This window comes from Streptomyces sp. NPDC048441 (genome assembly GCF_043200235.1).
Taxonomy (GTDB): domain Bacteria; phylum Actinomycetota; class Actinomycetes; order Streptomycetales; family Streptomycetaceae; genus Streptomyces.
Window position 1 is genome coordinate 82,170 of the sequence record NZ_JBICXM010000004.1, and the last position, 23,156, is coordinate 105,325.

Sequence of the window (23,156 nt, forward strand, 5' to 3'; positions counted from 1 at the left end):
TGGGCCCGTACGCCCGTACCCCCGTACCCCCGTACGCCCGTACCCCCGCGTCAGAGGTCTCGGCGGCGCACGGTCACGGCCGTGACCACCGCCGCCACCAGCGGCCACACCGCGAGCACGATCCACGCCTCGGTGATCGACACCGGGTACTTGCTCTGCGGGAAGCCCATCGAGGGGTTCTCGACCAGCGCCTGCCACGCGGTGAGAGGCATCGCGTTGCCGATCTCCTTGACCCACCGATACGTCTCGCCCTGGAAGAGCGCGGGCAGCAGAAGCAGCGTCACCAGGGTCGTGACGATGGTGCCCGTGGCGTGCCGCACGAGGGCGCCGACCGCCATGCCGACCAGCGCGCACACCGGCGCGAGCAGCGCCGCCGCCGCGACGGCGCGCAGCGCGCCCGGATCGCCCAACGACAGGCCCCCGTACTCCCGCAGGATCGCCTGGGTCGCGCCGAACGAGACCCCCGAGACGACCGTGCCGAGCACGAGCATGACCGACGCCACGACGGCCACTTTCGCCGCCACCACCGCGCGCCGGTCGGGGACGGCCGCGAACGTCGTACGGGCAAGACCGCTCGTGTACTCGCCGAAGACCGAGATCGCGCCGGCACTGCCCGCGATGACCATGAAGATCTGCCAGGCGGGATCCACGAAGGCGGTGTGCAGGGGGTCGAACCGCATGTGCGGTTCCAGGCCGTCCGGGGGTGGCGGCAGGTGCGCGAGGCGGTCGGCGTTGGACCAGGCGGAGTTCATGTTGATCCCGATGACGACCAGCGCGCCGACCCCGAGGACCCAGTACGTGGAGCGCAGCGACCAGAGTTTGATCCACTCGGCGGCGATGAGATCGCGGAAGCGGGCGCGGGGTTCCGCGACCAGGGGAGTCGTGAGCGTCGTCATCACCGGGAGTCTCCTGCCAGGTATTCGACGCTGTCCGCCGTGAGTTCCATGAAGGCCTCCTCCAGAGAGGCGGTACGGGTGGTGAGTTCGTGCAGCAACACCCGGTGCTGAAAGGCGAGTTCGCCGATGCGGGGCGCGGGAAGCCCGGTGACCGCGAGTGTGTCGCCGTCCGGCAGGACCACCGCGCCCTCGGCGCTCAGCGCGTGTGTCAGCCTCGCGGTATCCGGCGTACGCACCGTCACGCTCAGCCGCGTGCCCCGCGCCGCGAAGTCGGCGAGGCTCTCCGCCGCGATCAGCTCGCCCCGGCCGATGACGATGAGCTCGTCGGCGGTGTTCTCCATCTCGGACATGAGGTGGCTGGAGACGAAGACGGTGCGGCCCTCGGCGGCCAGGCGGCGGAAGAGCCCGCGTACCCACAACACCCCTTCCGGATCGAGGCCGTTGAGCGGCTCGTCGAACAGCAGCACCGGCGGGTCGCCGAGGAGCGCGGTGGCGATGCCCAGGCGTTGCCTCATGCCGAGGGAGAAGCCGCCGGTGCGCCGCCGTGCCGCATCGGCGAGGCCCACCTCGCCGAGCACCTCGTCGACCCGGGTGCGTGCGATGCGGTTGCTGCGGGCGAGCGCGGCCAGGTGGGCCACCGCCGTGCGTCCCTCGTGCACGTCGCCCGCGTCCAGCAGTGCGCCGACGTGCCGCAGGCCGCGCGGCCGGTCGCGGAAGGGGCGGCCGTCGATGGTCGCGGTCCCGCCGCTGGGGTCGATCAGGCCGAGGAGCATCCGCAGGGTGGTGGTCTTGCCCGCGCCGTTGGGGCCGAGGAATCCGGTGACCTTGCTCGGGCGCACAGTGAAACTCAGGTTGTGTACGGCGTTCTTGGCGCCGTAGCGCTTGGTCAGTTCGTTGACTTCGATCACCCGGACCACGGTGTCGTGGGGCACGGCCGCCCGGCATCGGTCCTTCGGCCACAACCGTGACGGCTCCGGTGGTCCACAGGCGTACGACCGTGGACCAATACCCCTGCGGGGAACGGTCACATACGATCGGCGCATGGACATCAAGCCAGGTCAAGCGCCGCCCGGGGAGGCTCGGAGCCGCATCGCGCCCAGGCGCCTGTGGCCATCTGTGCGCACGGGCCTGGCCTGGAGCGGGGCCATCATCTACCCCTGGGTCACGTTCGTCACGTTCGACTACGGGCATCATGGCTTCGACATCCTGATGGTCATCGCGTCGATCACGCTCACGGCCGTCGTCGCCTCGCTCCTCAGGCGCAGGCCGCTGCCCGCCCTGGCCCTCCTGCTCCTGGGCGCCGTGGCGGCGATGATGGAGATGCGGAAGGTGGAGGTCAGCTATCTGCAGACCCTGGCCGGGGTCTGCGCCGTCGGCTATCTCGCGGCCACCCGCCCCCGCCGGACCTCGGTCGTCGCCGCCGTCATGACGTTCACGACGCAGGTGGTCGCACTCTTCGCCTTCCCGCCCGAAGGCGACTGTGCTCCCGCCGAGTTCAGGGCGCGCGGCTGCGAACCCTCCAGGTGGGCGGGCAACAGCGGCGAGACCATCGCGTTCGTCGCCGTCGCCCTCATCGCCGCCTGGCTGGCCGGCAGTTCGGCCCGCGAACGCCGCACGCACGCCGATGCACTGCGCGACCAGGCCACGGCTCGTGCCGTCACCGCCGAACGGCTGTATATGGCACGGGAGTTGCACGACATGATCGCGCACAGCATCGGAGTCATCGCCATCCAGGCGGGCGTCGGCAGCCGGGTCATCGACACCCAGCCCGCCGAGGCACGCAACGCGCTCACCACGATCGAGGCCACCAGCAGGGATACCCTGGCGGGGCTGCGCCGGACGCTGGTCGCGCTACGGCGGCCGGATTCGGAGCCGGGGGTTGCGAACGGGCGAGACCCCGGCGACCGCCTCGACAGGTCCGCGCCGCCCCGGGAGCCCGCACCCCGGGAGCCCGCCCCCGGCCTCGCCGACATCGACCGCCTGGCCGCTTCCGCGCTGGACGCCGGGGTCCGCGCCGAGATCACCCGACGGGGAGAGCGCAGGCCTCCCCCACTGCCCGCCGACATCGACCTGGCCGCGTTCCGCATCCTGCAAGAGGCCCTCACCAATGTCGTACGGCACGCGGGTACGGACACCTGCCGGGTGACCGTCGAGCAGCGGAAGGACGAGCTCTCCCTGGAGGTCGAGGACGACGGTCGCGGTGGACTGCCCGAGGGCACCGGATTCGGTCTCGTCGGTATGCGGGAGCGAGTCGCCCTGCTGCACGGCCGGTTCGCCGCGGGGCCGCGCCCGGAAGGCGGCTTCCGGGTGACGGCGCTGCTGCCCCTGCCTGCCGAGGAGGCCCGATGACCGGCCCCACCGGCTCCACCATTCGTGTCGTCCTCGCCGACGACCAGCCCCTCGTCCGCGCGGGCCTGCGCGTCCTGATGGCCGACACCCCTGACATCGAGGTCGTGGGGGAGGCCGGGACCGGCGCGGAGGCGGTCCGACTGGTCCAGGACGTACGCCCCGATGTCGTCGTGATGGACATCCGAATGCCCGGCATGGACGGCATCGAGGCCACCCGCCGCATCACGGCCGAGCCCGACGCGACGACACGCGTCCTCGTCCTCACCACCTTCGACGATGACGACTACGTATACGGTGCGCTCCGCGCGGGCGCGAGCGGATTCCTCGTCAAGGACATGGCACTTGAGCAGATCCTCGCGGCGATCCACGTGGTGGCAGCGGGGGAAGGTCTCATCGCGCCGAGCGTCACCCGGCGCCTGATCGAGGAGTTCGCCGCACGTCCCGAGCCCGAGCCCGCGCCGCAGGTCACGCGGACGGTCGACGGCATCACCGCCCGCGAGTGCGAGGTGCTCACGCTGGTCGGCCGCGGTCTGTCCAACGCGGAGATCGCGGCCGAGCTCGTCATCACTATGGCCACGGTCAAGGCGCATGTGGCGCGGCTTTTCACCAAGCTTGACTCTCGCGACCGGGTCCAACTGGTCATCATCGCGTACGAGTTGGGACTCGTGTCGCCAGGGCCCTAGGCGCCCGGCAGATACATCGGGGTCATGGCGGGGCGCATCGCGCCAGTGATTACTGGAAGTTTTTACTGACGCGTAACTTCACACTTTTACTACTGGCCCGTAATTTGGCGTGTGCACGGCATCCTCGTGATCCGGATCACAGGGCTCACTCATCGCAACTCCCTTGAGCCGCAAGGAGATCACACGATGCTGCCCTGGAGACGATCGCTCAGAGCGTTCGCCGCCGCCCTTCTCATAACGGGCGCGCTCACCCTCACTCCCGCAGCCACGGCGTCCGCGGCACCTGCTGCCGCCGTCTCGTCGAGTGGCTGGAACGACTACAGCTGCAAGCCGTCCGCCGCCCACCCCCGCCCCGTGGTCCTCGTCCACGGCACGTTCGGCAACTCCATCGACAACTGGCTCGTACTCGCGCCCTACTTGGTGAAGCGCGGCTACTGCGTCTACTCCCTCGACTACGGCCAACTGCCCGGTGTGCCGCTCTTCAACGGGCTCGGCCCGATCGACAAGTCGGCCGAGCAGCTGGACGGCTTCGTCGACAAGGTGCTCGCATCGACGGGTGCCGCGAAGGCGGACCTCGTCGGCCATTCGCAGGGCGGCATGATGCCCCGCTACTACCTGAAGTTCCTCGGCGGCGCGCAGAAGGTGAACGCCTTGGTCGGCCTCGCGCCCGACAACCACGGCACCACCCTGCTCGGCTTCACCAAGCTGCTGCCCTACTTCCCTGGCATCGAGGACCTGCTCACCACCAAGACCCCGGGTCTCGCCGACCAGATGGCCGGATCGCCGTTCCTCACCAAGCTCAACGAGGGCGGCGACACGGTCCCCGGCGTGCGCTACACGGTCATCGCCACCAAGTACGACGAGGTGGTCACCCCGTACCGCACGCAATTCCTGAACGGCCCCGACGTACACAACGTCACACTCCAGGACCTGTGCCCCGTAGACCTCTCCGAACACGTGGCGATAGGGATCCTCGACCGGGTCGCGCACCACGAGGTCGCGAACGCCCTTGACCCGGCGCACGCGACGCCGAGCACTTGCCTGTCCTGAACCGGGAGCCACTGAACCGGGAGGCACTGAACCGAGAGCCGCCGCTGACTGGGCTCAGCGGCGGCTCCCGGCGTTCTCAGGGGGTCAGCGGCCGTGGTGCGCCGTCCGGCGGCGGGCCGTGCCGAACATGGCAGCGGCACCCACGGCGAGGGCGGCGGCGCCGCCGATCGCGATGTACGGGGTGTTGCTGTCGCCACCGGTCTCGGCGAGGTTCTCGTTCGCTGCCGCGACGGGCTTCTCGGCGCCGCCGTTCACCTCGGGCTGGTTGGCGGCGGCATCGTCACCCGCAGCTGCCTCGGGCCCCGTCTTGGCGTCGCTGTCACCGTGGCCGTGGTGCTCGACCGTGGACTTGTCCGCACCGGCGGCAATGTCCTTCTCGGAGGGCGCGGATGCGGCGGGGGCCGGAGCCGCAGCCGTGCCACCGCCGCTGTCCTTGCCGAAGACGACATCGGAGCAGGTGTAGAAGGCCTCGGGGGAGTCCGAGCGCTGCCAGATCGAGTAGATCAGGTGGCGGCCCGTCTTGGCAGGCACCTTCCCGTCGAAGACGTAGTCACCGTTCTCCATCTTCGGGTCGGTGACGTCGACGAAGGGCTTCGCCTCCAGGTCCGACCACTTGAGCGGCTTGGTGGGGTCGTACGAGTCCTTCGTGATGTACAGCTCGAAGGAACCCTTGTGCGGGGCGGTGCCCTTGTAGTGGAAGGTGTGGTTGCCACCGGCGAGCTTGCTGGACGGCCAGTCGGCGCGCGGCAGGTCGAGTCCCTTGTACTTGTCGTTACCCGCGCTGCACAGCTTGCCGTCGGGGATGATCTCCTTCGACTTGCCCGCGGCGTTGGCGATGTTCACGCCGTTCCAGTCGTAGAAGGCCTGCGCACCACTGGCCGCGACAGCCGCCTTGCAGGCAGCCGACTTCGGGGACTCCGGGCCCTCCTGGAAGCACGCGGAGACACGGCTCACCGGGTCCGTCATCGAACCGTGCGCGGCGGCGGGGGCGGCCGAAAGGGCCGTCAGGGCGAGCGGGGCGATGCCGACGGCGGCGATCGCGGCGAGCTTGCGGCGTGCGGTCATGAGTGGTTCTCCTCAGCGGCGGTTCTGGGGGGTGGTGGGGGACACGAGACGGTTGCGAACGGCCGGTGCCGCCCCCCGAATGCGTGCGGCGCCGACGGTTCGTAACCGGCCCGGCGACGAGAAAGCTAGCCGCTGAAATCCCCGAATTGGCCTGCTGGGAGGGGGTGATGGCGATCTTTATGGTGGGGTTAAGGGAGGGCTAACCGGGGGCTCAGGCTGGGCCTGCGCGAGGCCCGGTTTGACCAGTACGGGGACTACGGACCGGTCAGGGGGAGTCTGTGGGGGTCCGGAAAGTGGTGAGTACAACCCACACGCACCTGGCGGTGCGATCAGCCCCCTGCGCCTCAACGAGCCGCTGGCTTTCACCACGGCGCGCTCCCTCAGCGCAGCCAAACGCGTTGCGCGTGTGCGGTGAGGGTGAGGCCGAGCGATCATGAAAGACCCGCTGCGGTAAGCCCGTCTCCACCTCCAACAGGTGCACCTACGACTTGGGTTGGCCAGCACCGTTCGCACGTGTGGTCAACTGCCCCCCGGCATCGCGACGATAGGACACGATACGGTCGTTGAAGTCTCGCTCGCCGCGTTCAACACCCGAGCCTCGTAGCGACGTTCGGGCTCGCATCGGCGGTCTCGGTCCGACTCGCTGCAGCCAAGGGGTAACTCGGACGGGGGCCCTGCGTTATGAGGCTGTGGGTATCTGGCTGCTGAACAATTTCACCACTCTCACGCTTGCCGGGCTGCTCGGTGGCGGCGCCGTACTCGCTGCCGTGGTCGGCACGCTCGTGCTGAGGCGCAGTTTTCCTCACCACGCGAACGGCGCGCACAACGAGATGATCGGCGTTGTGCTCGGCATGTACGCCGCGATCTACGGCATCATCCTGGCCTTCGTCGTCGTGGCCGAGTGGGAGGGCCTCAACGAGGCGGAGACCAACGTCGCGCTCGAGGCCAGCCAGACCGCCGAGGTACTGCGTGATGCCTCTGCGTTTCCGCCCGAACAGGAGCGCCGGGTGACGAACGCTGTCGCGGCGTACGTCCGTGTCGTCGTCGACGAGCAATGGCCGCTGATGCGCGCCGGGGAGCCCGACCCCGGCATCACCAACCCCGAAGTGACCGCGCTGTACCAGGTGTTCCAGGAGTACGAGCCTCAGACCGAGGCCGAGAAGACGTACTACGAGCAGTCCGTCTCGACGCTGGGAGAGATCGCAGGCGCACGCCGCACTCGGCTCGCCGATGCCCAGCAGTCCCTGCCATCACTCCTCAACGTCCTCGTCTACGGCGGCGCGCTCGTCATGCTTCCCCTGACCTTGCTCTACGGCATCAGGAGCCTGCGCGCGAATTTGATGTTCGTCATGTCGGTCGCCGCACTGATCGGCGTGAGTCTGCTGCTGTGTTTGACGTTGGACCATCCGTTCGCGGGCGAGCTCGCCGTTTCGCCTGCTCCCTTCAAGGAAGGCGTGCTCGCTCAGTTCTGGCATTGACCTCCCCCTGGCAGAGGTGGCTGCCTGGGCTACCGGCCCGGCGCGGCCCGCCCCTGCCCCCCCGCCCGCCGAGACGGCTCACCGCACCCACCGATACCGCCGCTCCGGCCGCCCCGTCCCCCCATACCGAAGCGTCACCTCAACCCGCCCCGTGTCCGCGAAGAACTCCAGGTAGCGGCGCGCGCTGACCCGCGAGAGCGTTCCCTCCTGGGCGCACTCCGAGGCGGAGAGGCCGCCCGGATGTCCCCGCAGGGTCTGCTCGACCAGGTCGGCGGTGTGGGCCGCCAGGCCCTTCGGGAGTTCGCGGGAGCCGGGTGGGCGAGGGCCGAAGATCTGGTCCACGTCCTCCTGGCGCGCCTCGTCCAGGCCGTCGAGCCGGGCCCGTACCGCCGCCACGTGCAGCAACTGCTCGCGCAGCGCCGCCTGGTTGAACGGCTTGATCAGATAGTGCAGCGCACCGGCCCGCAGCGCCGCCCGCACGATCTCCGCGTCCCGCGCCGCCGTGATGAACAGCGCGTCCAGCGGCTGCCGGTCCCGCTCGCGCTCCTCCGCGGCCCGCAGTTCCCGTAGCACCGCGATGCCGTCCATATCGGGCAGATACACATCAAGGAGTACGAGATCGGGGCGCAGCCGCTCCACCGCCGCCAGCGCCTCGGCACCGCTGTGCGCCACTCCCACCACCGAGAATCCGTCCACCGCGGACACGTATCGGCTGTGCAGTTTGGCGACCATGAAGTCGTCGTCCACGACCAGCACCCTTGTCATCGCCGCAGGCTAAGGGCGCGACCACAACGACCACAACGTCCGTTGATTCCGGAAGAGAGACAGCTTCTTAACGCGCAGGCAACATGTGGGCCACCTCACAGGAATCCCCGTCCCCAGGGAAAGGCCGGGCTCCCGCCCCCACGGGGAGCCCGGCCCCACAACTCCTACGTACCGACAGGTGGTGGCACACGTGCGTCTGCGCACACCCCTTGCCCTGCTCGGGGCCGCGCTGCTCGTGCTCGCAGGGCCGCCGCTGCTCTCGACAGGCAGCGGCGCCGAGACCGGCACACAGATCCCCGGCCTGCGCCTCATGGTCCCCAACACGCCGGGCGGCGGCTACGACATCACCGCCCGCACCGCGGCGAAGAACGCCGAGGACGCCGGACTCACCCACAACATCGAGGTGTTCAACCTCCCCGGAGCCGGCGGCACCGTCGGTCTCAGCCGCCTCGTCGGCGAGCACGGCAACGGCAAGCTCGCGATGTCCATGGGGCTCGGCGTCGTGGGCGCCGCACGGTCCAACGACTCGCCCAAGACCCTCGCCGACACCACCCCGATCGCCCGCCTCACCGAAGAGCCGGACGTCGTCGTGGTCGCCAAGGACTCGCCGTACAAGGACATCAAGCAACTGGTCGCCGCCTGGAAGAAGAACCCGGGCAAGCTCCCGGTCGGCGGCGGCTCTTCCCCCGGCGGCCCCGACCACCTCGCCCCCATGTTGATGGCGCGCGCCGCGGGAATCGCTCCGAAGAAGGTCAACTACGTTCCCTTCGACGGCGGCGGCGAACTCCTCGCCTCGATCCTCGGTAAGAAGGTCGCGTTCGGCGTCTCGGGCGTCGGTGAATACCTGGACCAGATCAAGTCCGGCGAGCTGCGGCTGCTCGCGGTCACCGGGCCCGAGCGCGTCGAAGGACTGAAGGGCCCGACCCTCAAGGAGTCCGGCTACGACGTCGACTTCACCAACTGGCGCGGCATCGTCGCCCCGCCCGGCCTCTCCGAAGCACAACGCAAGAAGCTCACCGGCCTGGTCAGGAAGCTGCACGACTCCCCGGAGTGGCGCAAGTCCCTGAAGACCAACCGCTGGGACGACGCCTTCCTCACCGGCGACAAGTTCGGTGACTTCCTGGCCGCCCAGGACAAGAGCGTCGTGTCCGTGCTGAAGGAGCTGGGACTGTGATGACGACGACCACCACCGAAACCCCGCCCGAGGACAGCAGAAGCAACAGCAGCCGCCGCCGCTGGCTGCGCGAGCACTCCGAACTCGGCGTGTGCGTCATGCTGCTGGCCCTCGGCGCACTCGTCCTCACCGACGCGCTCACCATGGACGTCGAGATCACCCAGCGCGGCCCGATCGGCCCCAAGACGGTCCCGATCGTCGTCGGCATCGGACTCCTGGTCGTCGCCGTCCTCCTCGCGGTCGACGTCCTGCGCGGCGGACGCGGCGAGGCCGAGGGCGGCGAGGACATCGACCTGTCCGAACCCGCCGACTGGCGCACCGTGCTGCTCCTCGCCGGAGTCTTCCTCGGCGCCGCCGTCCTCATCGAACCGCTCGGCTTCCCCATCGCGGGCGCCCTGCTCTTCTGGGGCGCCGCGTACGCGCTCGGCAGCCGTCACCCGGACCGCGACCCGCTCATCGCGGCAGGACTCTCCCTCATCACGTACGTCGTCTTCAACAACCTGCTCGGGGTGCCGCTGCCCGGCGGACCACTGATGGGAGTGCTGTGACATGAACGCCTTCAACTCCCTGATGGACGGCTTCGGCACGGCCCTCACCCCGATGAACCTGCTCTGGGCCGCCGTCGGCGTGCTCCTGGGCACCGCCATCGGCGTCCTGCCCGGTATCGGCCCCGCGATGGCGGTGGCGCTGCTGCTGCCCGTGACGTACGGCCTGGAGCCGACCGGCGCGTTCATCATGTTCGCGGGCATCTACTACGGAGCGATGTTCGGCGGCTCGACCACCTCGATCCTGCTCAACACACCGGGTGAGAGCGCCGCGGTGGTGGCGGCGATGGAAGGCAATCCGATGGCCAAGTCCGGCCGGGGCGCACAGGCGCTCGCGGCCGCCGCCATCGGGCACTTCGCGGGCGGCATCATCGGCACGACCCTCCTGGTGGCGCTCGCGCCGACGGTCGCCGACCTCGCGGTCGACATCGGGGCGCCCGACTACTTCGCGATCATGGTGCTCGCGTTCATCGCCGTGACGTCCGTGCTCGGTGCCTCGCGCGTACGAGGACTCGCCTCGCTCCTCATCGGCCTCACCCTCGGCCTGGTCGGCCTCGACCAGATGACCGGCCAGCAGCGCCTGACCTTCGGCTCGCTCCAACTCGCCGACGGCATCGACGTGGTGATCGTCGCGGTGGGCCTCTTCGCGATCGGCGAGGCCCTGTGGGTCGCCGCCCATCTGCGGCGCACGAGCGGCGAGGCGATCCCGGTCGGCCGCCCCTGGCTGGGCAGGGCCGACCTGAAGCGCACCTGGAAGTCCTGGCTGCGCGGCCCGCTCATCGGCTTCCCGTTCGGCGCGATCCCCGCGGGCGGCGCGGAGATCCCCACCTTCCTCTCCTACGTCACCGAGAAGCGCCTGTCCAAGCACAAGGACGAGTGGGGCAAGGGCGCGATCGAGGGAGTGGCGGGCCCCGAGTCGGCGTCATCGGCGTCGGCGGCGGGAACGCTCGTCTCCATGCTGACGCTGGGCCTGCCCACGACGGCGGTGGCAGCGGTGATGCTCGCCGCCTTCCAGCAGTACGGCATCCAGCCGGGCCCTCTCCTCTTCGAGCGCGAACCGGACCTGGTCTGGGGCCTGATCGCCTCGCTCTTCGTGGGAATGGTCCTGCTCCTGGCCCTGAACCTGCCCCTCGCCCCGGTCTGGGCGAAGCTGCTCCGCATCCCGAGGCCCTACCTCTATGCGGGAATTCTCTTCTTCGCGGCGGTGGGCGCATACGCGGTCGGCGGCGAGTCCCTGGACCTGGTGATCCTTCTGATCATCGGCCTGATCGGCTTCGGTATGCGGCGCTACGGACTGCCCGTCCTGCCCGCCGTCATCGGCGTCATCCTCGGCCCGAACGCCGAGCAACAGCTGCGCCGCGCCCTGCAGATCAGCGACGGCAGCGTCAGCGGACTCGTCGACACGCCCTTCTCGATCACGGTCTACGCGATCATCGCGCTGATCGTGCTCTGGCCCCTCCTGAAGAAACTGCTGGTGCGGGGGCGGGGTGCTGACGTAGACGTAAAGGCATGACCGACGACATCCGCCCCGCCACCGCCGCCGACGTCCCCGCCGTGAAAGCGGTGACGGACGCGGCGTACCACCCCTACATCGAGCGCATCGGTGTCGTGCCGGTCCCCATGGAAGCGGACCACGCGGCGGAGGTGGCGGCGGGGCGGGTGTATGTCACTGGGGACCCGGTGGTCGTGGGTGTCCTGGTCCTCGTCCCGCACGAGGACCATCTCTTCCTGGACAGCGTCGCGGTCCACCCCGAGGCGGCCGGCCAGGGGGTGGGCCGCAGACTGCTGGCGTTCGTGGACGAGCGGGCGCGTGCGCTGGGACTGCCCGAGATCCGGCTCTATACGAACGCGATGATGTGGGAGAACCAACAAATCTATCCGCGGTACGGATACGAGCTTGTGGAGCGCAGAGTGGACGGCCCCTACGACCGACTCCACTACCGCAAGGGCCTCTGACCCCGCCGCTCTTCCCGCCGCGGGCAGGCGGGTCTCATCCGTCCGGCCACCAGGTGCGCTGGACGTCCTTGCGGACCTCGGGTCGTTCACGGGGCCGGTCCTCGGCCTCGTACTTCTCCCGGACCCGCCGGGTGGTGGGCTTGGCGATGGTCTTGTGCACGGTCACACGGCGCATGGCTGCCTCCCTGTACTACCGATGTCCAAGGTGGGACGGCTGTAGACCTCTGCGGGGAGGGTTTCTCATCCGGGACGGATTGTCAGTGGCGGGTGTCACGATCGGGGCATGAGGATCGATTGGGACGCCGAGGCGGCCACCTTTGACGACGAGCCGGACCACGGACTGCGGGACGCGGCGGTGCGGGGCGCGTGGGCGGGGCGGCTGCGGGACTGGTTGCCCGAGGCCACGGGTGAGGTCCTGGACCTGGGCTGCGGCACCGGAAGCCTGTCCCTCCTGGTGGCCGAGCGGGGACACCGCGTCACGGCGGTGGACCTCTCCCCGAGAATGGTGGAACGGGCCCGCGAGAAGCTTTCGGGGTACGAGGCGGAGGTGCTGGTCGGCGACGCGGACGAGCCTCCGGTGGAGGGGCGCCGCTTCGACGTGATCCTGGCCCGGCACGTGCTGTGGATGCTGCCGGACCCGGAGGCGGCGCTGCGGCGCTGGTGCGGGCTGCTGCGTCCTGGAGGGCGGCTGATCCTGGTCGAGGGCGTCTGGGGCACGACGAGCCCCTCCGGCATCCCGGCGGACCGCCTGATCGGCGCGCTGACCCCGATGGTCGCCCGCCTCCACACCGAGCGTCTGTCGGGCGACGCGCGGCTGTGGGGCAGACCGGTGGAGGACGAGCGGTACGCGGTGGTGGGATTTCTCCCGAGAGCCCTCCCGACCCCCCGCCGCCATGCGGAGGTGGTGGACGTCCACCTCATCCTGCGCCGCGGCGACGAGGTGCTCCTCGCCCGCCGCGCCGGCACCGGTTACGGGGACGGCCTGCTCAACGTCCCCTCCGGCCACGTAGAGCCCGGCGAGGACGTCCGCGACGCCGTGATCCGCGAGGCGAGGGAGGAGATCGGCCTGGCCCTCACCCCCGAGGAGGTGAGCGCCGAACTGGTCATGCAACACCGGGGTCCGGGCGGGAACTCCCGCATCGGCTGGTTCTTCGAAGCGGCGTACGGAGCGGGCGGCGAACCGTTCAACGCGGAGCCGCACAAGTGCGATGAGCTGCGCTGGACCTCGGCGACCGAGCTGCCGGACGACATGGTGGCGTACTGCAGGGCGGGGCTCGAGGCCTGGCGGGTGGGGGAGCGGTTCGTCGTGCATTGGCAGGAGGAGGGCGATCGCATCGCGTACGACAGGGCAGGACCGGACCGCGCGGTCAGCCTCTCCCCGGCGCGGGGTATGCACCATGTGGAGCTCTGGGTACCGGACTTCGCCGCGGCGGAGAAGTCATGGGGCTGGCTCCTGGGGGAGCTGGGTCATGTGCGTGAGCAGCGGTGGGAAGGCGGGGGCAGTTGGCGGCGGGGCTCGACGTATGTGGTGCTCGAGCAGTCGCCGGACATGCGGGGCGGGGGACATGACCGGCTGCTGCCCGGCCTGAATCACCTGGCGTTCCATGTGCCGAGCAGGGCGGAGCTGGACCGTCTGGTCGCTGAGGCTCCGGGCCGCGGGTGGACCTTGCTGTTCCCGGAGCGGCGTGGTGCGGCGTATTTGGAGGATGGGGCGGGTTATGAGGTGGAGTTGGTGGCCGGGGGCTGAAGGGGTGTTCAGCCCCCGGCCGGCGATTGAGGACGAACTTGGCGAAGCCGGTGATTTCACGGTGCGCCGTGGAGGGCGGAGCCCGTTTCGGGAAGGGGCGGGGCGGGGGGAAGGAAACCCTGCCCGCGAGCCAGACGCTCCAGCTCGTCCAGGGCGGACAGAGCAGCCGCGGCCGCCTCGGGGTCGCGCCCCGCGAGCCCGCTCTCGGCGAACTCGTCCTCGTCCAGGCGGATGACCGTCGTGGAGTCCGCCGAGCACCACAGGTCGAGATCCAGGTCCTCGACCGTCACCGTGGCGCCGTCCCGTACCGCGGGGCGGGTCACATCGCAGTACCAGCCCTTCAGGGTGCCCGAAGAAGTGCGGACCTCCTTCACGGCGTACCAGCGGTCGCGCCAGTAGTGCTCCGTGAAGACGTCGCCCGGCTCGAAGCGTACGAAGCCGAAGTCCCGTACTCCTTCGGCCGCCCACGGCGCGCGGACCGTCACCTGGGTGCCGTCGTCCGCGACGACCTCCGCCGGATAGCGGATCTTCGTGCGGCCCGCCTTCATCAGGACGATGTCCACCACATCAGCCGAAGCTGCGGACATGACGTACCTCCGTCGCACATATCTCGTAGCCGAACCAGTTGTTGATCGCCAGCATCGGCTCGTTGCCCGCGTCATTGCCGGTGAACGCCTCCGTGTACCCGGCGGCTCGCGCCCGGTGCAGGGAGTCGTTCTTGGCCAGCTTGGCAAGTCCGCGCCCGCGGAACGCACGTGCGGTGCCGGTCATGCCGCTGCTGTAGCGCGACTCGTCGTCCGTGCGGGCCAGGGTGAAAGCCGCGGGGCGGCCGTCCACCTCGGCCACCGAGGTGAGCTCCCGGTTCACCAAAGGGTGGTGCCAGGTCTCGGCGAGCCAGTGCTCGTAGTCCGTGAACTCCGAGGCCACATCGCTCGGTTCGTCAGCTACGGTCTCCGCGTCCAGGTCGAAGAGGGCGCGCGGGTCGTCCCCGTACTCCGCTCCCGTACGCAACTCCACCCCGGCGGGCGGTTCTTGGCGTGGCGGCAGCTTGCCGCCCGCCAGGTCCAGGCGGAGGAAGTGGGCGGAGCGGCTCGCGCGGTAGCCGCGCTCGGCGGCGAAGGCGCGGTTGGCGGGCTCGTCCAGAACCCAGGAGAAGACCGTGGTGGCACCTTCGGCCGCCAGATACTCCTCCGCCGTCCGCAGGATCAGCGAACCGGCGCCGAGCCCGCGCCGCTGCGGGTGGACGTAGACGTTGGCGAAGCCCTGGCCAGGTTCGGGGCTGTCGTACGCGATGCCCACCTGCGCCGTGCCGATGATCTCCCCGTCGGCCTCGGCGACCAACTGGCGGTAGCGGGAGTCGGGATGGGCATGCGCCAGGTCGAACGCGACCGAGTCGGCGGTGGCGAGCATGGCCGGGACGCAGGCGCGGCGGACGGCCGCGAAGGCTTCGGAGTCCGGTGTATTGCCGGGGCGCAGGGCGCGAGCTACGACGATCATGGTGCCGCACGTTACGCGCGGGGCGCGTCGCGGTGCCTCCTAATTTTCCGCGGGTGCGGGACAATCGCCGCGTGACTTTGAAGATCGAGATCGACGGTAGTGATGGCAGCGGGGCGCCCTATGAGCAGGTGCGGGCCCAGATCGCCGAGCAGGCGCGGGGCGGGGGGCTGCCGGTGGGGTACAAGTTGCCGACCGTGCGGGGGCTCGCCCAGGATCTTGGGCTTGCCGCGAATACTGTCGCCAAGGCGTATCGGGCCCTTGAGGCTGACGGGGTTATTGAGACGCGGGGGCGTCATGGGACGTTCGTTGCTGCGGCGGGGGACGCTGCCGCGCGGGAGGCTTCGGCTGCTGCTCAGGCTTTCGCTGAGCGGGCTCAGCGGCTTGGCCTCTCCGAGGCAGGGGCACTTGCCGCGGTGCGGGACGCTTTGCGGGCCGCTTATGGGGACTCGGGGTGAGTCTCCCCTGCCGGGGGAACGCCTGCCCACAACGCGGGCAGCGACTGTTACAGGTAAAGCCCCGCGTCCGCCCCCTCTCTCGGGTCCGGGACCGACGTAGGTGACGTGCCGCGCCGCAACGCGTACAGCTCCGCCAGAGTCGCGCCGTCCCGCGCGACCCCCTCCTCCGTGCCGAGCCAGTTGATCGACTCGGTGCGGGTCAGGTTGCCCACCTCGATGCGGGCGAGGCAGCGGCCAGGGCGGACCACCGCCGGGTGGAGGCGCTCCAGGTCTTCGTTCGTCGTCACTCCGACCAGGACGTTGCGGCCCTGGCCGAGGAGCCCGTCCGTCAGGTTCAGGAGCCGCGACAACGCCTGCCCGGCGGTGTGCTTCGCCTCGCCCCGGATCAGTTCGTCGCAGTCCTCCAGGAGCAGCAGCCGCCAGCGGCCCTTCGCCGTGCCGTCGTCCTCGCCGATCGCGATGTCCATCAGATAGCCGACGTCGCTGAAAAGACGCTCCGGGTCCAGGACGCAGTCCACCTGGCACCAGTCGCGCCAGGAGCGGGCGAGGGTCCGCAGCGCCGACGTCTTGCCGGTTCCCGGCGGTCCGTGCAGCAGCAGGAGGCGGCCGGAGATGTCCTCGGGGCCCGTCTTCATCAGGGAGTCCATGGCATCGGCGACCGGCGCCGTGTAGTTCCCCCGCACGTCTTCCCACGTACCCGCCGCGATCTGCCGTGTCGTGCGGTGCGGGCCGCGCCTCGGGGACACATACCAGAATCCCATAGTCACGTTGTCCGGCTGAGGTTCGGGCTCATCCTGTGCGCCGTCCGTCGCCTGCTTGAGGACCTTCTCCGCGAGGTCGGCGGTCGTCGCCGTCACCGTGACGTCCGCGCCGCGGTTCCAGCGGGAGACCAGGAGCGTCCAGCCCTCGCCCTCGGCGAGCGTCGCGCTGCGGTCGTCGTCGCGGGCCGCGCGCAGCACCGTCGCGCCCGGCGGGAGCAGCGTGCAACCGGACTTGACGCGGTCGATGTTGGAACTGTGCGAGAAGGGCTGCTCGCCGGTGGCGAAGCGGCCGAGGAAGAGGGCGTCCACGACATCCGACGGGGAGTCGCTGTCGTCGACGTTGAGCCGGATCGGCAGGGTGTCCTGTGGGTTCGCAGACATGACCACCATGATCCGGCACGCAACTGCCCTCGTGCATCCTTGTTTACGTACTCCGGGGTACTCCGGCGTACTCCGTTCGGTGCCGCGCTGTAGCGAACCTGTGGTGCGGAACCTGTCCGACCGCCAACTTGCCCCGTTACTCTTGCCCCTGATGGGACGTCATGGGTGGAATTCGGCGGCGGTGCGGTGGCGGCTCACCGCGCTGCTCGGTGTTGGTGTGGCCGCACTGGCCCTGGTCCTTTCCCTCACCAACACGTTCCCCGGTGGCGGCGCGGGCACCGAGGGCACCACGCGCGACGGGGACAAGGTGCACGGCACCCCCGCCGTACCGCCCGGTCAGGCGAAGCCCGCGGTGGGCTGGGGCTTCACTCACACCCAGTACAGCGCGGACGAGGGCGGCGCGGCCGCCACGGAGCGCGCCGAGCGGATGCTCGCGGACCAGCCGACCCCGCTGCCGCAGATCCAGCACATCATGGGCTGGGGCGCGGGCAACCCCGAACCGGTCAAGGGCCGTTACGACTTCGCGGAGATGGACCGGCGGATGGACTTCATCCGCGCCACCGACGGCACGCCGGTCGTCACGCTGTGCTGCTCCCCGGACTGGATGAAGGGCGGCAAGTCCGGCTCGGGCAAGACCGATTGGAGCCAGGACGCCCTGGAGACCGCCCCGGACCGCGCCCACTACAAGGACTTCGCCAAGCTCGCCGCGACCGTGGCCAAGCGCTATCCGGACGTACGTCACTTCATCGTCTGGAACGAGTTCAAGGGCTTCTGGAGCAACGAGAAGGGCCGCTGGGACTACGAGGGCTACACCGAGCTCTACAACCTGGTCTACAACGAGCTCAAGAAGGTCAACAAGGACATCATGGTCGGCGGTCCGTACCTCGTCATGGACAGCGTCGACCCGCGCCAGACCGAAGACGCGTCGACCAAGGTCAAGGGGGCCTGGGGCCGCATGGACCAGCGGGTCCTCGACGCCTTCGACTACTGGAACAAGAACAAGTCGGGCGCCGACTTCGTCGTCGTGGACGGCTCGAGCTACACCGCCGACGACGAGATGCTCCCCGACGAGTTCAAGGCCACCGACAAACTCACGGCGGTCGGCAAGTGGCTGCGGGAGCGCACCGGTGACCTGCCGCTGTGGTGGGCCGAGTACTACGTGGAACCGGGCGACAGCAACGACGACCGTGACGGCTGGTCGGAGCCGCACCGCGTCGCCGTCCAGGCCTCCGGCCTGATGGCGATGGTCCGTGGCGGCGCGAGCAGCGGCTTCTACTGGAACCCGCAGAACAAGGGCGAGAGCTGCGCCGGCTGTCTGTGGCGGTCCACGCAACTCTCCGACGGTGGCCGTGAGTTGCCGATGCTGAAGATGCTCGCCCGGTTCAATGACGCGTTCGGGCCCGGCACCGAGTACGAGAAGGTGTCCGTCGCCCCCGATGACGTACCGAACGTACGCGTGCTCGCCGACGACAAGACGGTGCTCGTCGTGAACACCCTCGACAGGGCGATCAGCGCGAAGATCGACGGGAAGCGGTTCGCGATGAAGGGGTATGAAGTGAAGTGGCTGAAGCGGTAAGCCGCTTCAGCCGACCTCGGCCACGCATCACGCCATCGTCAGGAACCGCTGGATCAGCGAGGCAAGCAGCACCGCGAGCAGCGGCAGCGAGAACCAGAAGCTCGACTGAAGCCAGCGCAGTTGCCGCACGCTCGGCGCCAATGCCACCCGCACGATCTCACGGGCGGCGAGCAGCAGGACCAGGGCGATCGCCGCGAGCGCGCCGATCACCGACCAGGGAGTCCAGGTCACCTGCGGTCCGATCGGTCCTGGCGCGGCCTTCTCGACCTTGCCGGTCGGCTGTTTGCGCAGCGTGTAGAGGGTCGCGTCCCCGTTCGCGAGGACCTTCTTCAGCTCCTGGCGGTTGTCCAGGTTCTTGATGAGCCGGGAGTCCCAGGACCTGGGGTAGCCCACGTCCATCTGGAGATAGACCGTCTGACTCTTGTTGATCAACAGATACGAGTTCGGGCCCGCGTCCTTGAGCGCCTTCACCAGGCTGGAGACCAGGACCGGATCGGCGGGGGCGAGCGTCGGGACGTACTGGACCTTCTCCATGTCACGTGTGCCCCACGGGAGGGCGGGCGTCACGTTGTCGATGATGTCGTTGCTCATCCACAGCAGCCGGACCGTCGGATCGTCGTGCTCGTACACGTAATCCATCGCAGCGACCTCGCCGGCCCGCGTCCGCTCGAAGGGTTCGTTGCCCCAGCGCGCCACCAGGAAGCCGCCCATCAGGACGAGCCCCGCCATCAGCGCGGCGAGCGGCGCGATGCTCACCCGGTCGCGGTCCCGTTCCTTCGCTGTGATGCCCGCCCTCGGGAAGAGCGCGAGTCCGGCCAGGAGCGCGGCGCCGGGCAGCGCGAACATGAAGACGCGCAGGGCCATTTCGCCGCCGTACGACTGCATACCGAAGCCCAGGAACGGCACGAAGGTCAGGACGAGCAGCGAGCGCTCCGTGTACTTGTGGTCGCGCCGCCGCCACCAGCCCCAGCAGGCGAGCGCCATGACGCAACCGGCGAGCGCCACGCGCGCGTACAGCACGAGCTGATGGGTCGAGCTGCCTCCTTCGATCCGCCCTGACACCGACGACGACACGTTTCCGCCGACGCCGCCGACGCCGCCGAACAGCTCGTCGAAGTGGCCCGACCAGTACGGCTCCGCGAGGAAGCCGACCCAGACGGCGACGAAGACCGCGAAGAGTATCGGCAGGCCGCGCAGCTCCGAGCGGCCCACCAGGACGAGCACGGCGAGGACGCCGAGCATCACGAACGGCGTGAGCTGGTGGGCGGGGACCGTCGCCGCGAACAGGGCGATCAGGACCATGAGCAGCACCGCGCGCTGACGCCGGTCGGCGGGCTCGACCTCCATCTCGCCGGGGCGCCGCTTGGCCCACAACATGCGCGGCGCGCGGAACCACACGAGGAGCACCGCCACGAACACCAGATAGAGCAGATACGTGAAGCCCTGCGGGGAGAAGTAGTCCTGGCCGACCCAGCCGCTGAGCACGAAGATCCACAGGCCCGCCCACTTGGCGCGCCAGGACGACCGCATCGAGCGCACAAGGAGCAACATCGGTGCCAGATAGAGCAGTTGCATGGCCAACGGCCACCAGCGGATCACCTCGGTCAGGTCCGAGACGCCGCACGCCTTCGCCACGAACGTGGCCGCGGCGAAGAACCCGGGCCAGCTCCAGCGCGCGTCCAGGTCGGGCACCGCGGAGCCGGTCCTGTCGATGTACTCCATGAAACCCAGGTGCTGCCAGGCCGTCGCGAACCGTGGCTCGTCCTCAAGGACGGCCGGTAGCGCGTGCAGGCAGACCACGGTCGCGATCAGCGTCACCAGGAGCAGGCACTTGTGCGGCTGATCCATCCAGAGCAGCGAGCCGAAGACGCCGATGAGCAGCGCGGCCCCCAGCAGGGTCGGCGCGGGCAGGACGGAGATGAGCCCGAGCCCGCCCATCGTGTCCAGGTCCGCCTCGGTGATGCCCATGACGGGCAGCCAGTAGAGGGCGAGCGCGAGGGCGAGGAGCAGCGCCATGATGACGGATCGGCGCCGGGGGAGTGGTTCGGCGGGCCCGACGAGTGGCTCGGTCGGTGGCGGCGAGGGGGCGCGTACGGCGGTGGCAGGCTCCTCGGCGGGTGCCGTGACGGCGGAGGAGGCGGACGAGGGGACGGGCGAAGGGACGGCGGAGGAGACGGCGGAGGAGGCGGACGAGGAGACGGAGGAGGGCGGCGCCGGTTCGGGCGGCTCGGGGGATGCCGCCGGTGATCTCAGTGCCCAGGTGGGCCGGTTCTCCATGTCGTCCCCCCTGGCTCCACTGTCGTCCTTGGCTCCGGCCCTGTCGGACGGGGGCCGCCCCGAGCCGGCCCCGTCGGCCTTCTTGCCGAACGCCGGTGTTCCGTCGGCCGGCGTACCCGGCCCAGGACGCACGTCCGGCCTGCGCTCCTGATGGTCGAAGTCCAGCTGCACCGCGAGATGCAGCGTGTCCGAGTCGAACGAGTCGCGCAGCGACCAGGCGGGCCCCCGCCGCTCCTTCTCCCCGCCCGCGCTCTTGACGGCGTGTGGGGGCAGCGCCTCGGGCGTCCCCAGATCGGCCAGATCGCCGTCCGGCGCCGCGCTGTCGGCCGGCGCGGACGAGGGAGCCGCCCGCGCCACTCGGTACAGCTTCGGCGCCGCGATGGCCACGATCACCGCGAGGCTGGAGATCTCCGCGACACCCGCCCCCATGAGACCCATCCGCGGCAGCAGGATCAGCGTCAGACCGAGCACCAGGAGGCACAACAGGCCCTGCATCCAGGCGATCCCTGACGTACGGCTCTGCGCGCGCTGCACCGCGAAGTACGTCTCCATGACGACCCGCAGCGCGGCACCCACCGCGAACCAGCGCAGCAACGGCGTCGCCGCATCCGCGTACCCCTGGCCGAAGACGCCCAGGATGTAGGGCGCCCCGATGAACAGGAGCCCGCACACCGGCAGCATGATCCGCGCCATCCGGCGCAGCGCCGCCCGGGTGTTCGCCGCGAGCCGCGCCGGGTCGTGCGCGCCCTCGACGGTCAGCGAAGCGCCCATGTTGATGGCGAGCAGATTGACCGTGCCGCCGATCGTGGTGGTGATGTAGAAGTACGCGTTGTTCACCGAGCTGACCTGCGAGGCGACGATCACCGGCACGAGATAGACCACGGCGAGCGAGAAGAGCGAGCCGGTGTAGTCGCCCGCGAGGAAGCGGCCCATCTCGCGCAGCGTCGGCGGCTGCGCCTTGTCCTCGGTCGCCTTCATATGCCGTGGCACGAGCCGCCGGAACACCAGGAAGCCGAGCGGCACGACCGACACGGCGATCGCGGCGACCCACGAGACGAACACGCCCGCCGTCGGGATCGCCACGGCTATCGCGATGAGCAGCCCCAGCTTGACGATCGAGAAGACGGTGTTGCCGACCGGCACCCACAGCGCGCTGCGCAGACCCGTGAGCACCCCGTCCTGGAGGGTGAGCAGCGACCAGGCGACGACCGCGGCGATGAAGCCGAGGCCGTTCAGCGGGCCGTGCAGGAATCTGTACGAGGGTCCCCACAGGTCGAGCGTGAACAGGAAGATCAGCGCGGCGAACGCGACGACCAGTGAACTACTCGCGTACGTACGGAAGATGAGCTTTCCCGTGGCGCGCCCGGCGATGGGGATGAAGCGGGCGAGTGCCCCCGTCAGGGTGACGGCGGTGAGCCCCGCGAGCAGCTTCATCGCGGCGATCGCCGCCGAGCCCTGGCCGACCGCCGACTCGGAGTAGTACCGAGCGGCGGCCAGCCAGAAGCCGACGCCGAGCACGCCGGAGATGCCGGTGTTCAGCATCAGCGCGTAGGCGTTGCGGAACAGGGGGCTCCCACCACCGTCGCCGCCCCTGCCGGGCAGGCGGATTCTGCGCTGCCTGCCCGGCTTACCGGTCGTCGGCCGCTGCTCGGTGCTCGGAGACCCAGGGACGTCTGCCTGGGCGGTCGTCGTGTCAGCCACGGGTACGGGTTGCCTTCCGGCGGGCCTGTCGGGCTCTGCGGACCACGGCGTACCCCTTGGTGAGGGCACGGTCCCTGGCGAAGTTGAGGGCGATCGCGCGGCCATCGACGAGCCGCTCGAACTCCTCGATGCCGGTGGAGCGGCGCACGGTCACCCGTTGCAGGGCGTAAGGACCCTGGCCGCGCCGCGCGAGGCCGTTGCCGACCGCGAGCGACTGGGCGAATCCGGCCGTACGCACGGTGCGGCGCACCCGGCGGCTGGAGTAGCCGTACGGGTAGGCGAAGGAGACCGGCGGGGTGCCGAGTTCGTCCGCGACGATCTCCTTGCACCGCAGGAGTTCGAAGACGAGGTCGTCGTCGTCCAGCTGGTCGAGCTGCGGGTGCGTGTGGCTGTGCCCGCCGATCTCCGTGCCCGCGGCGGCCAGTTGGCGCACCTGGTCCCAGTCGAGCATCAGGTCGATGCCGCCTCCGGTGTCGTGCTCCCCGCGCAGCCAGCCCGTGGAGACGAACAGCGTCGACGCGAAGCCGTGCTTGGCGAGCACGGGCAGCGCGTGCCGGTGCACACCCTCATAGCCGTCGTCGAAGGTGATCAGGACGGGCCTCGCGGGCAGCGCCCGGCCGGGCGTGCGCCAGATGGCGGCGAGCCCCGCCGTGCTCAGTGGCGTGAACCCGCGTTCGCCGAGCAGCTCGAGCTGCTCGGCGAACGCGCCCGGCGACACGGACAACTCCCGGGTGGCCAGGGATGGTTCATGGGCGATCGAGTGGTACATGAGTATGGGCACGGGAGCGCTCATCGAGGCC

General features: G+C 69.9%; 21 protein-coding genes. 11 read left to right on the plus strand and 10 right to left on the minus strand.

What is annotated here, in order from left to right; genetic code table 11:
* Positions 1-50 precede the first annotated feature (50 nt).
* Both ACGFSB_RS11475 and ACGFSB_RS11480 read right to left on the minus strand, forming a co-directional pair.
* Positions 51-896: an ABC transporter permease gene (locus ACGFSB_RS11475; RefSeq protein ID WP_393397178.1), complete on the minus strand. Its 846-nt coding sequence runs from the start codon at positions 894-896 to the stop codon at positions 51-53.
* Positions 896-1,804: an ATP-binding cassette domain-containing protein gene (locus ACGFSB_RS11480; RefSeq protein ID WP_393397180.1), complete on the minus strand. Its 909-nt coding sequence runs from the start codon at positions 1,802-1,804 to the stop codon at positions 896-898. The genes ACGFSB_RS11475 and ACGFSB_RS11480 overlap by 1 nt, the downstream gene beginning before the upstream one ends.
* A gap of 133 nt (positions 1,805-1,937) precedes the next feature.
* On the opposite strand from ACGFSB_RS11480, the gene ACGFSB_RS11485 reads away from it, so the two are divergent.
* From ACGFSB_RS11485 to ACGFSB_RS11495, 3 genes are all read left to right on the plus strand, one after another.
* A complete protein-coding gene (locus ACGFSB_RS11485) occupies positions 1,938-3,245 on the plus strand; it encodes a sensor histidine kinase (RefSeq protein WP_393397182.1) in 1,308 nt (435 codons plus the stop codon).
* On the plus strand, positions 3,242-3,928 hold the full coding sequence (locus ACGFSB_RS11490; protein ID WP_393397184.1) for a response regulator: 687 nt from the start codon (positions 3,242-3,244) through the stop codon (positions 3,926-3,928). The genes ACGFSB_RS11485 and ACGFSB_RS11490 overlap by 4 nt, the downstream gene beginning before the upstream one ends.
* A 186-nt stretch (positions 3,929-4,114) precedes the next feature.
* Positions 4,115-4,978: an esterase/lipase family protein gene (locus ACGFSB_RS11495; protein WP_393397186.1), complete on the plus strand. Its 864-nt coding sequence runs from the start codon at positions 4,115-4,117 to the stop codon at positions 4,976-4,978.
* An 84-nt stretch (positions 4,979-5,062) separates the two neighbouring features.
* On the opposite strand, the gene ACGFSB_RS11500 is transcribed toward ACGFSB_RS11495, so the two are convergent.
* A complete protein-coding gene (locus ACGFSB_RS11500; protein ID WP_393397188.1) occupies positions 5,063-6,043 on the minus strand; it encodes a lytic polysaccharide monooxygenase in 981 nt (326 codons plus the stop codon).
* Positions 6,044-6,810: 767 nt separating this feature from the next.
* On the opposite strand from ACGFSB_RS11500, the gene ACGFSB_RS11505 reads away from it, so the two are divergent.
* Complete coding sequence (locus tag ACGFSB_RS11505; RefSeq protein ID WP_393397190.1) at positions 6,811-7,521, plus strand: DUF4239 domain-containing protein; 711 nt, start codon at positions 6,811-6,813, stop codon at positions 7,519-7,521.
* A gap of 78 nt (positions 7,522-7,599) precedes the next feature.
* Here ACGFSB_RS11505 and ACGFSB_RS11510 read toward each other — a convergent pair whose 3' ends face one another.
* Positions 7,600-8,286, minus strand: a complete 687-nt coding sequence (locus ACGFSB_RS11510; protein ID WP_393397191.1) for a response regulator — start codon at positions 8,284-8,286, stop codon at positions 7,600-7,602.
* 190 nt (positions 8,287-8,476) lie between these two features.
* Between ACGFSB_RS11510 and ACGFSB_RS11515 the strand changes: the two genes are divergently transcribed.
* Genes ACGFSB_RS11515 through ACGFSB_RS11530 form a run of 4 tightly spaced genes read left to right on the plus strand, consistent with a single transcriptional unit; the run spans position 8,477 to position 11,961 of the window.
* Positions 8,477-9,460 (plus strand): Bug family tripartite tricarboxylate transporter substrate binding protein, encoded by a 984-nt coding sequence (locus ACGFSB_RS11515; RefSeq protein ID WP_393398050.1) that lies wholly within the window; start codon positions 8,477-8,479, stop codon positions 9,458-9,460.
* Positions 9,460-10,008, plus strand: coding sequence for a tripartite tricarboxylate transporter TctB family protein (locus tag ACGFSB_RS11520; protein ID WP_393397193.1), 549 nt, complete (start codon positions 9,460-9,462; stop codon positions 10,006-10,008). The genes ACGFSB_RS11515 and ACGFSB_RS11520 overlap by 1 nt, the downstream gene beginning before the upstream one ends.
* 1 nt (position 10,009) lies before the next feature.
* Positions 10,010-11,518: a tripartite tricarboxylate transporter permease gene (locus ACGFSB_RS11525; RefSeq protein WP_393397195.1), complete on the plus strand. Its 1,509-nt coding sequence runs from the start codon at positions 10,010-10,012 to the stop codon at positions 11,516-11,518.
* Positions 11,515-11,961 (plus strand): GNAT family N-acetyltransferase, encoded by a 447-nt coding sequence (locus ACGFSB_RS11530; protein ID WP_393397197.1) that lies wholly within the window; start codon positions 11,515-11,517, stop codon positions 11,959-11,961. The genes ACGFSB_RS11525 and ACGFSB_RS11530 overlap by 4 nt, the downstream gene beginning before the upstream one ends.
* A gap of 34 nt (positions 11,962-11,995) precedes the next feature.
* Here the strand turns inward: ACGFSB_RS11530 and ACGFSB_RS11535 are convergent, their stop codons facing one another.
* A complete protein-coding gene (locus ACGFSB_RS11535; protein WP_393397199.1) occupies positions 11,996-12,136 on the minus strand; it encodes a hypothetical protein in 141 nt (46 codons plus the stop codon).
* Between the two features lie 108 nt (positions 12,137-12,244).
* Between ACGFSB_RS11535 and ACGFSB_RS11540 the strand changes: the two genes are divergently transcribed.
* Entirely contained in the window at positions 12,245-13,708 is a 1,464-nt protein-coding gene (locus ACGFSB_RS11540; protein WP_393397200.1) for a trifunctional class I SAM-dependent methyltransferase/NUDIX hydrolase/VOC family protein, read from the plus strand.
* Positions 13,709-13,764: 56 nt separating this feature from the next.
* On the opposite strand, the gene ACGFSB_RS11545 is transcribed toward ACGFSB_RS11540, so the two are convergent.
* Complete coding sequence (locus ACGFSB_RS11545) at positions 13,765-14,295, minus strand: DUF402 domain-containing protein (RefSeq protein WP_393397202.1); 531 nt, start codon at positions 14,293-14,295, stop codon at positions 13,765-13,767.
* Positions 14,276-15,205 carry a GNAT family N-acetyltransferase gene (locus ACGFSB_RS11550; RefSeq protein WP_393397204.1) on the minus strand — a complete coding sequence of 310 codons (930 nt, stop codon included), beginning with the start codon at positions 15,203-15,205 and terminating at the stop codon, positions 14,276-14,278. The genes ACGFSB_RS11545 and ACGFSB_RS11550 overlap by 20 nt, the downstream gene beginning before the upstream one ends.
* A gap of 71 nt (positions 15,206-15,276) precedes the next feature.
* On the opposite strand from ACGFSB_RS11550, the gene ACGFSB_RS11555 reads away from it, so the two are divergent.
* Positions 15,277-15,660, plus strand: a complete 384-nt coding sequence (locus tag ACGFSB_RS11555) for a GntR family transcriptional regulator (RefSeq protein ID WP_393397206.1) — start codon at positions 15,277-15,279, stop codon at positions 15,658-15,660.
* A gap of 47 nt (positions 15,661-15,707) precedes the next feature.
* Here ACGFSB_RS11555 and ACGFSB_RS11560 read toward each other — a convergent pair whose 3' ends face one another.
* Positions 15,708-16,802 carry a DUF5925 domain-containing protein gene (locus tag ACGFSB_RS11560; RefSeq protein WP_393397208.1) on the minus strand — a complete coding sequence of 365 codons (1,095 nt, stop codon included), beginning with the start codon at positions 16,800-16,802 and terminating at the stop codon, positions 15,708-15,710.
* A 151-nt stretch (positions 16,803-16,953) separates the two neighbouring features.
* Here ACGFSB_RS11560 and ACGFSB_RS11565 point away from each other — a divergent pair, with 151 nt between their 5' ends.
* Positions 16,954-18,378: a xylan 1,4-beta-xylosidase gene (locus tag ACGFSB_RS11565; RefSeq protein ID WP_393397210.1), complete on the plus strand. Its 1,425-nt coding sequence runs from the start codon at positions 16,954-16,956 to the stop codon at positions 18,376-18,378.
* 27 nt (positions 18,379-18,405) lie between these two features.
* Here ACGFSB_RS11565 and ACGFSB_RS11570 read toward each other — a convergent pair whose 3' ends face one another.
* Together ACGFSB_RS11570 and ACGFSB_RS11575 are read right to left on the minus strand one after the other, a co-directional pair.
* Positions 18,406-22,356: a lipopolysaccharide biosynthesis protein gene (locus ACGFSB_RS11570; RefSeq protein WP_393397212.1), complete on the minus strand. Its 3,951-nt coding sequence runs from the start codon at positions 22,354-22,356 to the stop codon at positions 18,406-18,408.
* Entirely contained in the window at positions 22,349-23,149 is an 801-nt protein-coding gene (locus ACGFSB_RS11575; RefSeq protein ID WP_393397213.1) for a polysaccharide deacetylase family protein, read from the minus strand. Before ACGFSB_RS11575 ends, ACGFSB_RS11570 begins: the two co-directional genes overlap by 8 nt.
* Positions 23,150-23,156 lie beyond the last annotated feature (7 nt).

What these genes read in the sequence shown, in the direction of transcription:
- ACGFSB_RS11475 (WP_393397178.1), bottom strand. Translation starts at nt 896, where the DNA reads ATGACGACGCTCACGACTCCCCTGGTCGCGGAACCCCGCGCCCGCTTC.
- ACGFSB_RS11485 (WP_393397182.1), top strand. Translation starts at nt 1,938, where the DNA reads ATGGACATCAAGCCAGGTCAAGCGCCGCCCGGGGAGGCTCGGAGCCGC.
- ACGFSB_RS11490 (WP_393397184.1), top strand. Translation starts at nt 3,242, where the DNA reads ATGACCGGCCCCACCGGCTCCACCATTCGTGTCGTCCTCGCCGACGAC.
- ACGFSB_RS11495 (WP_393397186.1), top strand. Translation starts at nt 4,115, where the DNA reads ATGCTGCCCTGGAGACGATCGCTCAGAGCGTTCGCCGCCGCCCTTCTC.
- ACGFSB_RS11500 (WP_393397188.1), bottom strand. Translation starts at nt 6,043, where the DNA reads ATGACCGCACGCCGCAAGCTCGCCGCGATCGCCGCCGTCGGCATCGCC.
- ACGFSB_RS11510 (WP_393397191.1), bottom strand. Translation starts at nt 8,286, where the DNA reads ATGACAAGGGTGCTGGTCGTGGACGACGACTTCATGGTCGCCAAACTG.
- ACGFSB_RS11520 (WP_393397193.1), top strand. Translation starts at nt 9,460, where the DNA reads ATGACGACGACCACCACCGAAACCCCGCCCGAGGACAGCAGAAGCAAC.
- ACGFSB_RS11525 (WP_393397195.1), top strand. Translation starts at nt 10,010, where the DNA reads ATGAACGCCTTCAACTCCCTGATGGACGGCTTCGGCACGGCCCTCACC.
- ACGFSB_RS11530 (WP_393397197.1), top strand. Translation starts at nt 11,515, where the DNA reads ATGACCGACGACATCCGCCCCGCCACCGCCGCCGACGTCCCCGCCGTG.
- ACGFSB_RS11535 (WP_393397199.1), bottom strand. Translation starts at nt 12,136, where the DNA reads ATGCGCCGTGTGACCGTGCACAAGACCATCGCCAAGCCCACCACCCGG.
- ACGFSB_RS11540 (WP_393397200.1), top strand. Translation starts at nt 12,245, where the DNA reads ATGAGGATCGATTGGGACGCCGAGGCGGCCACCTTTGACGACGAGCCG.
- ACGFSB_RS11545 (WP_393397202.1), bottom strand. Translation starts at nt 14,295, where the DNA reads ATGTCCGCAGCTTCGGCTGATGTGGTGGACATCGTCCTGATGAAGGCG.
- ACGFSB_RS11550 (WP_393397204.1), bottom strand. Translation starts at nt 15,205, where the DNA reads ATGATCGTCGTAGCTCGCGCCCTGCGCCCCGGCAATACACCGGACTCC.
- ACGFSB_RS11560 (WP_393397208.1), bottom strand. Translation starts at nt 16,802, where the DNA reads ATGTCTGCGAACCCACAGGACACCCTGCCGATCCGGCTCAACGTCGAC.
- ACGFSB_RS11565 (WP_393397210.1), top strand. Translation starts at nt 16,954, where the DNA reads ATGGGACGTCATGGGTGGAATTCGGCGGCGGTGCGGTGGCGGCTCACC.
- ACGFSB_RS11575 (WP_393397213.1), bottom strand. Translation starts at nt 23,149, where the DNA reads ATGAGCGCTCCCGTGCCCATACTCATGTACCACTCGATCGCCCATGAA.